Origin of the sequence: Mycobacterium sp. Aquia_216 (assembly GCF_026723865.1) — a bacterium.
Classification (GTDB): domain Bacteria; phylum Actinomycetota; class Actinomycetes; order Mycobacteriales; family Mycobacteriaceae; genus Mycobacterium.
This window is the reverse complement of the sequence record NZ_CP113529.1, coordinates 5,546,881-5,559,529: the sequence shown is the minus strand read 5'-3', so window position 1 is coordinate 5,559,529 and position 12,649 is coordinate 5,546,881. Positions and strand designations below refer to the sequence as shown.

Here is a 12,649-nt window from a genome sequence, read left to right as displayed (position 1 = left end):
GGGTGTGGCTTCCGCGGTGGTGAGGTTGCTTCGGGAGGCCGGCCACCCGCCGCGTGCGCTACGACGCCGTTACAGTGTCGGCAAACGGTGTCACGCTGTCCGGCCGGACTCGACGCCACCGACGGTGACGCCGGCTGCTTTTTCGAACGGCTTGATGACCGCCGTGAAATCCGAGTCGGCGCCTTGGTCGAGTGCGGCAGCCTCCCAGAGCCGGCCGATGGTCGCGGCGACGTCGACCGGCACGCCGAGCGCCCTGGCTTCGTCGAGGTAGAGCCGCACGTCTTTGACCATCAAACCGGTGGCGAAGCCGTAGTCGAAGGTTCGGGGCAGTACCGCGCGCGGAAACTTGTCCCTGCTGGCGCTCGTTGCGCCCGAGCCCGCGTTGAGCACTTCGACCATCACGGCTGGGTCGAGACCTGCCTTGACGCCCATCACGACGACCTCTGATGTCGCGACCAAGACGTTGGCGGCGAGGATGTTGTTGGCGAGCTTCATCGTTTGCGCCGACCCGGGTTTCTCCCCGATGTAGAACGGGCGGCCGATCTTCTCGAGCACGGGACGTACGACGTCGAATTCGCTGCGCGGGCCGGACACCATCACGGCGAGCGACCCTTTTTCCGCTCCGCCGACACCGCCGCTGACCGGGCTATCGAACGCGACGATGCCCCGTTCGGCCAGGCGGTCATGGATCTGCACGGCGGTGCGGGTGCCGACGGTTGACAAGTCGAGATAGTGCTTGATCCGCGAACCCTCGATCACGCCCGTGACCCCGCTGGCGACCTCGAGCGACGCCGCCGGTGACGGGAGGCTGGCCAGCACCGTTTCCGCGTGGTCGGCGACCTCTTTCGCCGATGACGCGGCGCGGGCCCCAAGCGAGACGATGCGCTCGAGTGCGGTGCTGCGGGTGTCGAAGGCGATGACGTCGTGGCCTTCGCTCAGCAGGCGGCGCGTCATGGGAAAACCCATGTTTCCCAACCCGATGAACCCGATCTCGGTCACGACCGCTGGCCCTCGCCCGGGCTCTGGTCCAGTTCGGCGAACGCCTCGCGCGCGATGCGGAAGCTGTCGACCGCGGCCGGGACACCCGCGTAGATGGCCACCTGTAAGAAGACCTCGCAAATCTCCTCGCGCGTCACGCCGTTGGTCAGCGCGGCCTTGATGTGCGTCCGTAATTCGTTTGGCCGGTTGAGGATTGGTATCATCGCCAAGTTGAGCAGGCTGCGCGTCTTGCGAGGCAACCCGTCTCGGCCCCATACCCCGCCCCAGCAGTATTCGGTAACGAGATCTTGTAGGGGCTTGCTGAATTCGTCGGCCTCGGCGAGTGCCCGGTTGACGTACGCCTCGCCCAGCACCGCGGACCGAATCTCAAGTCCTCGCTGGTATGTTTCGCGATCCAATGGTCTTCTCCTTTACGACGAGCATTCGCTGCATCACAGCTCATGGCAGTCTTTCAAGGACACCGATTCGCCGTCGATCAACGACGCTGTGATGGTCACGGTGACCCCTTGACTTAGTGCGTCTTGCGGACGGTTATCTACACGTTAATGTATATTTCCGTGGTCACGACAACTCGGCGTGGACGCCCGACACAGGCCGAAGCCAGGAAGCTGCAACAAAAGCTGCGCACCGCGGCCGTCGCGACCTTCGTCAAGCATGGCTATGACGGCACCAGCATGGACGCGATCGCTAAAGCGGCCGGTATCACCCGGCGCACCCTCTACGCCCGCTATCCCGACAAGCGCGCGGTCTTCCTCGACGTCATTCCCTGGGCGCTCACCCATAGGACAGAGCGTGAGGCCACCCAGGAACTCGGTGACGCCGATCTGCGGACCGCCTTGGTCGCGGTCGGCCGGGCGGGCCTCGCGCGGGCGATCGATCCCGACATCGTCGGCCTGAAGCGGATCGCGATGAACGAGTCGTCGCGGTTTCCCGAATTCGCGGTAAGTGCGCACTCCATGACCTGGTCGCCACGCCACCGACAGGTGATGGACGTGCTCCGTCACCACCATGAGGCCGGAACCACCGAGGTGGATGATCTCGAGTCGGCCGCCGGTCATTTCATCGCGCTGGTCGAACATCTACCCGCGCGGCTGGCGGACTGCGGTATCTTTCGCAGTCCTGAGGAGGAGGAGAGCCACTTGCAACACGCCGTAGACCTTTTCCTGCGCGGCATACTGCGTCGCGACTGAGTCCTGCGGTGGCCCGGCCTGGTCTGGTGCTCGTGCACGGAGGCGCGCATGCCGCTGATTGCTGGGATCTCACGGTTGCCGAATTAGCCCGGCAGGCACCAGAATTGCGTGTTCTTGCGGTCGATCTGCCCGGCCGCGCCAGCAGGCCGGCGGATCTGACGACTGTCACAATCGCCGGCGGAGTGAACTCTGCGGTCGCTGATATCGACGACGCTGGGTTCGGCGACGTTGTGGTTGTCGGGCATTCGATGGGCGGGCTCACCGTGCCGGGCATTGTGGCGAAGCTCGGATCCGCGCGAGTGCGCGAGATGATCCTCTTGGCGGCGTTCGTGCCGCCGCAAGGCTCGTCGGTGGTGGATACGCTGCGCGGGCCTCTGGCTCCGTTGGCACGATCGGCGGGTCGGATTCCCAGGTCATCCCCGATGCCCAGAGCGCTAGCACGTTGGGCCTTCTGCAATGGCATGACACGCGAGCAGCGCGCGCTCACCCTGTCGCGCTTGTGCATGGAATCGCCGAACGCCATCTTCGAACCGGCCGACCGCATCGGCCTGCCCGACGAGGTGCCGCGGACGTGGATCATGACGCTGGACGATCGAGCCTTGTCGGTCCGTCAGCAACTCCGCGCGATCGAATCACTCGGTGGCGTCGACACGATGATTTGTGTCGACGCCTGCCATGACGTGATGTTCTCCCGCCCAAGCTGGCTCGCCACCACGTTGGCCGATCGGTGCCGGCCACATCGGTGAGCGCGCCGGGGCGGATCGCCTCGACCGTGCGAATCGGTGGGCCGCCGACAGCACGGCGTTCAACCGGATGCGTGGCTGGCCAGCCGCTATGCTTTCGTGGAAGGTCAACGGCCCCAAGTGGAATCGTCCTGCGTCGCGCCGGTGCAGCGGCTGAATGTGGACCGTGACGTGGCTCGGCCGTGGGCCCGGCACTTCCGCGGAAGTGCGCGACGAGCCGAAGCGGTGGGCGATTTCAAAGTGTGGGCCGGCATCGACGGTCGCGTCGTGCTGGCCGACCCGCTCGATGACAACACTCGCCGATACGCCATACGCCGAATTCGAGACTATTACTTCCAGAAGCGAGAATGGTATTCTCGCGAGGGCGGTGACGACAGGAGGCGGCCTCGATGCTGTTGGAGTTCGATGCTGATCAGCGACTGTGGCAGGACACGGTGCGTGACGCCGTCGCAAAGCAGTGCCCGCCGTCGCTGGTGCGAAGCGTTGCCGAAGATGGCGTTGACCCAAGCCCATTATGGAAGTCGTATGTCGATCAGGGCTGGACCGAGCTGAACGAACCGGACAGCGCTGTGGAGCTGGCCATCGTGCTCGAAGAGCTCGGCCGCGCAACCGATCCCACTCCGTTCCTGGCCACGATGAGTCAGTTCGCCCCGCTTGTCGCGGACCGGTTCGATCCACACCAGTCGGGCACCGCGGTCTACGGCGGGGTTACCGCGCACCGTGACGCCGAAGGCTGGGTGCTAGATGGTACGGCGCGCCACGTCCTCGACGGTGATCGCGCGGACCGGCTTGCGGTGGTGGCCGACGCCGGGGTGTTTCTCGTCGCGGCCCATCGGGTGCCGGCCCGGCGCTCGACGGTGTTCGACCCCGTGTTGCACGTCGCCGATCTGTCCTTCGCCGAGGTCCGGGTGCCCGACACCGATCGGCTGACCGTCGACGCGGAGCGCGCTCATCACCTTGCGCTGACCGGAATGGCCGTCACGATGGTCGGTGCCTGCCAACGCATCCTTGATTTGGTGCTCGAGCATGTTCGCAGCCGTCAGCAATTCGGCGCACCGATCGGCTCCTTCCAGGCCGTGCAGCACAAGGCTGCCGACATGCACGTCGCGGTCGAACGCGCTCGCGCGCTGGCCTACTTCGCCGCGCTGACGATCTCCGTCGACGATCCCCGCCGCCGGCTGGCAGCCGCAATGGCCAAGGCGTCGGCAGGGGAGTGCCAGTCGCTGGTGTTCAGGCACGGCTTGCAGTTGCACGGCGCGATGGGCTTCACATGGGAGAACGACCTGCAGTTCGCGCTGAAACGGGCCAAAGCGGGCGAGTTGATGCTCGGCGGCGCCGCCGAGCACCGGGCGCGGATCGCGGAGGAATACCGTGCAGCTGACTTTTGATTCCGACGTCGAGGAGTTTCGGGCGGAGTTCTCGGCCTTCCTGGACGAAAATCTGCCTCCCGCAAGCGAAACGCTCGAGCGGCCCCGGTCGGTCTCGCACATGCCGCAGTGGGCGCGCGACTGGCAGCGGTTGCTGTTCGACAACGGCTGGTTACTGCCCAGCCAGCCACCGGAATTCGGTGGCCGCAACGCGACGGTTGTTCAGCAGTTCGTGTACCTGGAGGAACTGAGTCGCCGCCGTATCTATCACAGCTTCAACCCGCAGGGCGTGAATATCGTTGGGGCCTCGCTATTGTCGTTTGGCAGCGATGAGCAAAAGCAGCGCTGGGCGGTGCCGATCCTGCGGGCCGAGATCACGGCATCACTGGGAATGAGCGAACCCAGTGCGGGCTCCGATCTGGCGTCGCTACGTACTCGCGCGGTACTCGACGGCGACCACTTCGTCGTCAACGGACAGAAAGTGTGGACCTCGGGAGCCCACGACGCCGATGTCTTGTTGACGTTCGTGCGCACCAATCCAGATGTGCCGAAGCACAAGGGAATCAGCGTGCTGATCATCCCCACCGACACCCCGGGCCTCGTGCGCCGGCCGTTTCCGTCGATCTGTGGCGCCGATGATCTGGATTTCAACGAGGTGTTCTTCACCGATGTGCGGGTGCCGGCGGAGAACCTGGTCGGTGAGGTTGACCAGGGCTGGCGGGTGGCCAATGGGTCTTTGGGCCACGAACGCACGATGATGTGGCTGGGCTTCGCCGATCGAATGGCCAACATGATCGCCGACTTTCGTCCCGGCAACGCGGTCGAGCGTGACCAGTACGCCAGCACGATCATGGACCGGCAGGCGCTGCGCCTGCTGGGTTCGGCAGCGCTGGCCCGCGCCGCCCGCGGCGAGGACGATGTGGCCGCGATCTCGGTGCTCAAGCTGCTCGGGTCCGAGGCAGAGTTGCGGGGGATGGAGCTTGCGCTGACGTCCGCGGGAGCCGACGGGCTCATTCACCCGGGTCTGACCGGGCCGTATGCGCACATGAACCTGGACCACTATTTCGCGAGCTGGTTCGAGCGTTATGCCCGAAGCTTTTCCGGCACCATCGCCGGCGGAACGTCGGAAATCCAGCGCAACATCATCGCGCAGCGCGTGCTCGGTTTACCGCGCGGTTAGCGATTTACTCGACGTCGTCTCCGAATTGCTTTTAATCGCAACGGCATTCAACGGTCTGCTAGACCGGGTCGAATTTGGTGATCAGCCAGTTGCCGTTGACTCGAGTCAAACTCACCAGCACGCTGCTGGAGGCCATCGCGGGATCGGGATTGTCCTTGCTCGTGGTGCTCTGGTCGACCAACACCAGCACGACGGCCGAATCCGGATGTAATTCCTGAACCGCGGCCCCCAACACCCGAGCGTTGGTTTTCAGCGACTTCTGTTTGGCTGCCGGAGCCACGATCTGCTCGGTGAACTGGTTGTAGTACGACAGGAAATCGCCGGAGAGGTGCGACTTGGCGGCGGCGAAGTCTTTGTCGAGTGAATCGGGCGAGTAAGACAGCAATGCGACCGTTCCGTCGGATGCCGAACTGACGACTGCGCTCGCAACACGGGCGTCCGTTTGTTTGTCGGGCCGGTACTGCTTGAAGTACAGCCACGCTGTCGCGCCACCGGAAATCAGCAGGAGCACAACCAAAATCACCGGCAGGGGTTTCACCTTGCGCCGCACCCGTGGCTCGCTACCCGCACCGCGTTCGGTTTTTTCGGAATAGTCGTCGCCGGCGTCGGCGCTCCGGTTGTCCTCACTCATGGAACGAACTCCACCTTGGACATCTTGTATTGCCCACCGTCGTCCGTGACGGTGACCTTGAGCCGCCAATTGCGTGGTTCGTCTTTGGCGCCCGCCGCGTTGGTGATCCGCGATGACGCCGCGACGAGTACCAACGCGGAATTCCCGTCCATGGATTGCACGGCCGCCGCATTCACGGTTCCCTGGGTGACCACTTTGGACTGCTCAACGACGGTCGCGAAATCTTTTGCGCGTTGCTTGAAATCGTCTCTGAACTGGCCGGTCGAGCTGTCGATCACCCGCTGGACGTCCTCCTTGGCCCTGTTGAAGTCCAAGGAAAACATGTTGACGATGCCTTGTCTGGCCCCCGCGACGAAGTTCGCGGTGCGCTGGTTGCGCTCGGTGGTTTCGTGACGTTGCCAGACCATGTATCCGCTGGCCCCGACGAAGGCACAGATCAGGATGATGACGGCCACTTTCCACGTCACGGACAACGATGGCAACCGCACGCGTCGGCGGGACCGGACTGATTCGGATTCCGATTCTGCGTCTTCGGGCGTTTCGTCGGAGACCTCTTCTTCGGTCTCGGTCTCGGGTTCGTCGGAGCCGGTCTCGGCGGCATCGGTTAGGTCGCTGTCGCTGTCGACGTCGGTGGTGTCGGTCGCCGCCTCGTCCGTGTCGATTGCGTCCTCAACGGCGTCGGGGGCTCTTTCGGTGGATTCGGCGGTCTCAGCCTCGGCCTCTGTCTCACCTTGCGCTTGCACTTCGCGCCGGAGTCGGGCGGCACGGGCGCGGGCACGCGCCGCGGCTGCCAGTGCTTCGGCTTCGGCGGCTTCCGCCTCGGCTTCCGCGATCAACGCCAAGGTGTCGGCTTTCGACGTGGCCGAATCTTGCGGCGGCTTCTTCGCCTCAGACATCGTGCTTACTCCCCGTCGCCCTCACGAGCGACTGACTCCCGTACGTCTCACGCGGCTACCATCGCACGAGCGAGAACGGGTAAGTATTGGTGCCCCCCGGCCCGCCACCGCAGCCCGTGCTGAATGTCGAGTCGACCTGACCCGCCAGCGTCACCGCATCCCACGAATAAACATCATGCGAGGGAAAGAACTGGACTACGCAGCGCACACCGTCGGGCACATCAACGGTCAGGGTGTAGCGGCCGTCGGCCAAGTGAGCGTCGCCCCGGTAGGGCGCCGCTTGCCCGTTGGGTTGCGGCGTCGCGAAGACGTTCAGGCATCCCGGCACTTTAGGAGTGCACGGGTTAAGGGACCAAATCCAGCTGTGGCCGGGATCCCGGTTTGTGTCCAGCCTGTAGTTGCCAACCAGCGTGTCCGCGTGGGCGGTCGGCGTGACAGCCAGCGCGGCCGTGGCAAACGCAAGGCACACTGCGAAACTCTTCACCGGAGCGTCTCCCATCTCTGCACACGCTTGCCTCAATATAAGGCGCGGTCGGGCTGAACAGGCCTACTCGGAAAGATTGGATCAGTCGACGGCCGGTTCGTCTAGGCCCGCTAGTCGATAACCGCGACTTCTTTGCGCTCGGTGATCGGCAAAGCGAGTTTCTGCTCGTCGCAGATGCGTTGCAGCTTGTCGAGGGTCTCGTCGAGGCCCGCGCCGACGGTGGGACCCGGCGTGAAAGTGGCCGGCAGCTTTCGCATGCCCTGGATGACGCCGATGCATTCGTAGTGCACCGCGCCATCGGGGTCGCAACGATAGTCCGGCATCCGGTCCAGCACCGCGGTCAGCATGGTCTTGAAGACAGTACGAGCGACATTCGATCCGACGCATCGATGCACACCGATACCAAAGCTGAAGTGCCGGTTGCCTTTACGGTCGAGGACAACTTTGTCCGGGTCGGCGAACACGGAGGGGTCGCGGTTGGCCATGGCCCACGAAATCCACAGCCGCTCACCCTCTTTGAACTTGTTTCCATTGAGTTCGACGTCGTCGGAGAAGGTCCTGCCGTCGCCCGCTGCAGGGGTGAAGTAGCGCAGGAACTCTTCGGTCGCCGGATCGAGCAGGGTGTCGCGGTTCTTGGACAGCAGCTCGCGCTCGTCAGGGTGTTCCGAGAGCCATTCCAGCGAGTGGGCCGTCAACGCCGTCGTGGTGTCGAAGCCGCCGCCGATGACCAAGCCGAGGTTGCCCAGAATTTCCAGATCCGGCGCCGGCTCGCCGTCAATTCGCAACTGCAGCAACCCATTGACGATACCCGGCCGTGGATTCTCGCGGATCTCGATCATGTTGTTGACCATGTCGAGGCCCATCTCCCGGTGCATCGCGGTCACCCGCTCGATGTCGGGGGAGTGCTCCGGCGTGTAGACGGCGGCGTGTACCGGTTCGCTGTACAAGTTCCATTTTTTCAGTGGGATGCCCAGCATCGCCAGCGTCAGGACCGCGGGCACGATGTTGGCCAGGTCGTCGACGAAGTCGATGCTGCCGCCTTCGATCTTCTCGTCGAGGCAGGCGCGCGTCACGTCCTGGATGAACGGTTCCCAACGCCTGACGGCGGCCGGCGACAGGTAGGGGTTCAGCACATTGCGGTAGGTGCGGTGCTCGGGGTCGTCCATCTCCAGGATTCCGCCGCGCACCATGCTGACGCGCCTTGCCTTCGGGATGGAGATGCCCCCGTAGCCACGGCGCTCGTTGTTGATGTCGTGGTCGTTGGAAACCGCGGGGCAGCGGGCTAGCTCGAAGACCTCGTTGCTCCCCGCCGCCACCCAATGCCCACCGTAGGTTTCGGTCCACGCCATCGGGCACTTGGCGTGCATCTCCTCGGTGATCTCCTTGAACCGGGAGCGGTACTCCGCAGCGTTGCGATCAAAGTGATACCGCGGCTTCTCGTGGTCGCCGCCAGTGACGGCATCGTCGACACTCAAGGTGCTGTCTCCCTTGGGGTTTCGTCTTCGATCATGATCGCTTGCTCCGGGCACGAATGCGCGGCCTCGCGCACCAGGCTTTCCTGGTCGGCCGGCACCACCTCGTTGACCGCCGACGAACTGCCGTCAATATCGCTGAGCTCGAACGAGTCCGGCGCAATCATCGCGCAGAGGGTGTGGCCCTGGCAGCGATCTGAATCGACCCAGACCTTCACGATGTCTCCTCCTGGGGCTGTGGTGCGTCGCTAGGTGTTTCGACCGCCGTTGACACCCAATATCTGACCGGTGATGTAGCCGGCTTCTTCAGATATCAGGAAGGCGCATGCGGCCGCGATGTCTTCGGGCTTGCCGATCCGGCGCACCGGGGTACGCGCAATGGTCTCGTCGATGTCGCCGAGGTATCCGTTCTTCTCGGCGGCGCGCAGCATCGGGGTATCGATAAAACCCGGGGGCACCGCATTGACGGTGATACCGCTGGGCCCGTACTCGAGCGCCAGCGACTTCGTGAGCCCGTTGACCGCGGATTTTGCCGCCACGTAATGACTCATATAAGGGGCACCAGAATGCGTGCTCGACGACGAGATGTTGACGATGCGCCCCCACCCGGCTTCGACCATGTCGGGCAACACCGCCTGAGTCATGTGGAAGACCCCGTGGAGGTTGACGTCGACCACGCGTTTCCAGTCCTCGAACGTGATGTTGCTGAACCGCTTGAACCCGTCCAGCCCCGCGGCGTTGACCAGAACCGTCACCGGCCCCAATCGGGCGCGGATTGCCGACAGCGCGGCATCGACCTGGGACCGATCCGTCACGTCGGCGGTAAAAGAGAAATCGGCATCCGACGGCCTGAGATCGATGGTCGCAACATCCAGACCGTCGGCGCGCAGCCGCTGCGCGACGGCCAGGCCGATTCCCGATCCACCACCGGTGACCACCGCGGTCTTCACGCCGGCACTCCTAACGCAACCGGAGCAGTCTCAGACACAAAGAATCTCCCTTACAATTATGAGAATCGTACTCTCACGCCGAAGTGGCGTGCAACATCCCCGGGAAATACCCCACAGCCTGGGCCGAGGGCGGTCAACCGGAAAAGTCCCCCCGATCGCGGGTCCGGTCAGCACCCTGTCTTATTCCTATGACTTTCTTGAATTCTCGAGACTCGAATGTAAGATTCGCCCGGGAAGAGAACGAAATTTTCGTGACTGTCACCACACAAGGAGCCAAATGCCAGCCCAGGTCACAGTGTCGGGCGCTGTGGATACGACCGGCTCAGCGGTGATGGGAGGCAACAAATGAGGCCGTTGGAGGGCATTCGCGTTCTGGAAGTCGCCATGTACGGGTTCGTCCCGTCGGCGGGCGCCGTGTTGGCCGAATGGGGCGCCGACGTCGTCAAAGTCGAGCATGCGGTGACGGGCGATCCGCAGCGTGGACTTCGGCAGACCGGCATGTTGCGCGTCGAAGGCGATCCGAACCCCAACATCGAGCACGCGAACCGCGGCAAGCGCAGTGTCGGACTCGACATGTCGGTTCCCGAAGGCAAGGAAGTGCTCTACGAATTGGCCCGCCGCTCGGACGTGTTCTTGACGAGCTTCCTGCCTGGTGCCCGGCAGAAGTTCGGTATCGACGTCGACGACATCCGGGCGGTGAACCCCTCGATCATCTATGCGCGGGGCAGTGCGCTGGGACCGCGCGGTGAAGAGGCGACCAAGGGGGGCTACGACATGACCGCCTTCTGGTGCCGGGCCGGAACAGCCGCCACCATCACTCCGATGGGAATGCCCGGCATGATCGCGCCACCGGGACCCGCCTACGGCGACACCATCTCCGGCACGAACTTGGCGGGAGGCATAGCGGCGGCGTTGCTCAAGCGCGAGCGCACCGGCGAACCCTCCGTGGTCGACGTGTCGCTGCTGGGCAGCGGACTGTGGTCGCTAGGCCACACCGTCGCGTTGACCAAGCACCTCAACCAACGACTGGAGGCGCCACCACCCGGCGTGCACGGCGCACCCAACAACCCGTTGGTGGGGCTGTACACAACATCGGATGGTCGCTACATCTCCTTCGTGATGATGCAACCGACGAAGTTCTGGGCGGACGTGTGCCGGCACGTCGACCTGCCGGAGCTGGTCGACGATCCGCGGTTCGCCACCATCGAGCAGATCACCGCCAATACAGCAGAAGCAGTTGAGATCTTGACCAAGGTGATCGCAACCCGCACGCTTGCCGAGTGGAGCGAACGCTTTGCCACGCTGGCCGGGCCGTGGGCGCCGGTTCAGGACACCTTGCAGGCAGCCGATGACTCGCAGATCCGGGCCAACGAATACGTTGTCCGGGCAGGCGAACTCGATCTGGTCGCCAACCCGGTCCAGTTCGACGTGACCGCACCGCAAACCGGGCCCGCACCCGGATTCGCGGAGCAAACCGACGAGATCCTGCTGGAATTGGGACTCGACTGGGACCGCATTATCGAGCTCAAGACGGCTGGCGCCGTCACGTAACACAGTCACGAAGAAGCGGAGCAGCCCTCAATTGCCGAAGCCGAATATCACGTTCATTCAGACCCGCCCGCCCTGTCCGGGTGCGGCGGCTACCAGCCATTCGATAACGGTTGCGCGATTTTTGCTCCACCTGGACGTGGCATGAGTCACAATGTCCGGACGCTTCTCTCGCGACAGAACGGAGGACCGGCGTGAGGTTGGTCGCCGTTGTCGTATTGGGTCGCGATGCCGCATGCCTGTTCGGTGAACGTTTCGCCAACGGCGGCACACACTTTCGGCAGCCGGTTCGCTCCACTTTACGACAGCCGTTCGGCAAAAACAAGACTGCCAGTCTCGTTACGGCGGGAAGGTCTGAGGCCCATGGCGGTTAAGGGCGGCGAGCGCTGGTCGGCGGGATTGCCTGCGCTGAAACTGAAATGGGACATCGCGGGGCCCATGCAGGCGGTCGGAGCCTTGTTCGCGATGTCGGCCGACGCGGTCAAGTTCGTGTTCGTCCGGCCATTCCAGTGGCGGGAGTTCTTGGAGCAGTCCTGGTTTGTCGCTCGGGTGGCCCTGGCTCCCACCTTGCTGGTAGCGATCCCGTTTACCGTCCTCGTCAGCTTCACGCTCAACATCCTCTTGCGCGAACTGGGCGCGGCGGATCTATCCGGTGCGGGTGCCGCATTCGGTGCAGTAACCCAGCTCGGCCCGTTGGTCACGGTTTTGATCGTGGCGGGCGCAGGTGCTACAGCAATGTGCGCGGATCTGGGGTCGCGAACCATTCGCGAGGAAATCGACGCGATGGAGGTGCTGGGCATCAACCCGGTGCAGCGGCTGGTCACACCGCGCATGTTGGCTTCTGGGTTGGTGGCGTTTTTGCTCAACAGCCTTGTGGTCATCATCGGAGTCGTTGGTGGCTACGTCTTTTCGGTATTCGTGCAAGACGTCAATCCCGGCGCGTTCGCCGCGGGTATCACCTTGCTCACCGGCGTGCCCGAGGTGATCATTTCGTGCGTCAAGGCAGCCCTTTTCGGCCTCATCGCCGGCTTGGTCGCCTGCTATCGGGGCCTGTCGATCACCGGTGGGGGCGCTAAGGCCGTTGGCAACGCGGTAAACGAAACCGTGGTCTATGCCTTCATGTCCCTGTTCGTCGTCAACGTCGTTGTCACCGCGATTGGCATCAAGATGACGGCGAAGTAGGGGCTGT

General features: G+C 63.8%; 14 protein-coding genes. 6 read left to right on the top strand and 8 right to left on the bottom strand.

Annotation, left to right across the window (positions count from 1 at the left end; translation table 11 throughout):
• Window positions 1–90: 90 nt before the first annotated feature.
• Both OK015_RS25955 and OK015_RS25950 read right to left on the bottom strand, forming a co-directional pair.
• Window positions 91–966, bottom strand: coding sequence for an NAD(P)-dependent oxidoreductase (locus OK015_RS25955; protein WP_268133097.1), 876 nt, complete (start codon window positions 964–966; stop codon window positions 91–93).
• Between the two features lie 29 nt (window positions 967–995).
• Complete coding sequence (locus tag OK015_RS25950) at window positions 996–1,397, bottom strand: carboxymuconolactone decarboxylase family protein (RefSeq protein WP_268127451.1); 402 nt, start codon at window positions 1,395–1,397, stop codon at window positions 996–998.
• Window positions 1,398–1,544: 147 nt separating this feature from the next.
• On the opposite strand from OK015_RS25950, the gene OK015_RS25945 reads away from it, so the two are divergent.
• The 4 genes from OK015_RS25945 to OK015_RS25930 all read left to right on the top strand — a co-directional run bounded on the left by OK015_RS25945 (window position 1,545) and on the right by OK015_RS25930 (window position 5,479).
• Complete coding sequence (locus tag OK015_RS25945) at window positions 1,545–2,189, top strand: TetR/AcrR family transcriptional regulator (protein ID WP_326498501.1); 645 nt, start codon at window positions 1,545–1,547, stop codon at window positions 2,187–2,189.
• Between the two features lie 8 nt (window positions 2,190–2,197).
• The gene (locus tag OK015_RS25940; protein ID WP_268127448.1) at window positions 2,198–2,935 is read left to right on the top strand and encodes an alpha/beta fold hydrolase; all 738 of its coding nucleotides are present in this window, start codon (window positions 2,198–2,200) and stop codon (window positions 2,933–2,935) included.
• A 386-nt stretch (window positions 2,936–3,321) separates the two neighbouring features.
• Window positions 3,322–4,320, top strand: a complete 999-nt coding sequence (locus OK015_RS25935) for an acyl-CoA dehydrogenase family protein (protein WP_268127445.1) — start codon at window positions 3,322–3,324, stop codon at window positions 4,318–4,320.
• Window positions 4,304–5,479, top strand: coding sequence for an acyl-CoA dehydrogenase family protein (locus tag OK015_RS25930; protein WP_268127443.1), 1,176 nt, complete (start codon window positions 4,304–4,306; stop codon window positions 5,477–5,479). Before OK015_RS25935 ends, OK015_RS25930 begins: the two co-directional genes overlap by 17 nt.
• 58 nt (window positions 5,480–5,537) lie before the next feature.
• Here OK015_RS25930 and OK015_RS25925 read toward each other — a convergent pair whose 3' ends face one another.
• The 6 genes from OK015_RS25925 to OK015_RS25900 form a co-directional block, all read right to left on the bottom strand.
• A complete protein-coding gene (locus OK015_RS25925; RefSeq protein ID WP_268127442.1) occupies window positions 5,538–6,110 on the bottom strand; it encodes a hypothetical protein in 573 nt (190 codons plus the stop codon).
• On the bottom strand, window positions 6,107–7,006 hold the full coding sequence (locus tag OK015_RS25920; protein ID WP_268127440.1) for a hypothetical protein: 900 nt from the start codon (window positions 7,004–7,006) through the stop codon (window positions 6,107–6,109). Before OK015_RS25920 ends, OK015_RS25925 begins: the two co-directional genes overlap by 4 nt.
• 55 nt (window positions 7,007–7,061) lie before the next feature.
• Window positions 7,062–7,505, bottom strand: a complete 444-nt coding sequence (locus OK015_RS25915) for a hypothetical protein (protein ID WP_268127439.1) — start codon at window positions 7,503–7,505, stop codon at window positions 7,062–7,064.
• 95 nt (window positions 7,506–7,600) lie between these two features.
• Window positions 7,601–8,965: a cytochrome P450 gene (locus OK015_RS25910; RefSeq protein ID WP_268127438.1), complete on the bottom strand. Its 1,365-nt coding sequence runs from the start codon at window positions 8,963–8,965 to the stop codon at window positions 7,601–7,603.
• Window positions 8,962–9,180: a ferredoxin gene (locus OK015_RS25905; RefSeq protein WP_268127437.1), complete on the bottom strand. Its 219-nt coding sequence runs from the start codon at window positions 9,178–9,180 to the stop codon at window positions 8,962–8,964. Before OK015_RS25905 ends, OK015_RS25910 begins: the two co-directional genes overlap by 4 nt.
• 30 nt (window positions 9,181–9,210) lie before the next feature.
• The gene (locus tag OK015_RS25900; RefSeq protein ID WP_268127436.1) at window positions 9,211–9,912 is read right to left on the bottom strand and encodes an SDR family NAD(P)-dependent oxidoreductase; all 702 of its coding nucleotides are present in this window, start codon (window positions 9,910–9,912) and stop codon (window positions 9,211–9,213) included.
• Window positions 9,913–10,257: 345 nt separating this feature from the next.
• Between OK015_RS25900 and OK015_RS25895 the strand changes: the two genes are divergently transcribed.
• The gene (locus OK015_RS25895) at window positions 10,258–11,463 is read left to right on the top strand and encodes a CaiB/BaiF CoA transferase family protein (RefSeq protein WP_268127435.1); all 1,206 of its coding nucleotides are present in this window, start codon (window positions 10,258–10,260) and stop codon (window positions 11,461–11,463) included.
• Window positions 11,464–11,823: 360 nt separating this feature from the next.
• Window positions 11,824–12,642 (top strand): MlaE family ABC transporter permease, encoded by an 819-nt coding sequence (locus OK015_RS25890; RefSeq protein ID WP_268127433.1) that lies wholly within the window; start codon window positions 11,824–11,826, stop codon window positions 12,640–12,642.
• Window positions 12,643–12,649: the final 7 nt, after the last annotated feature.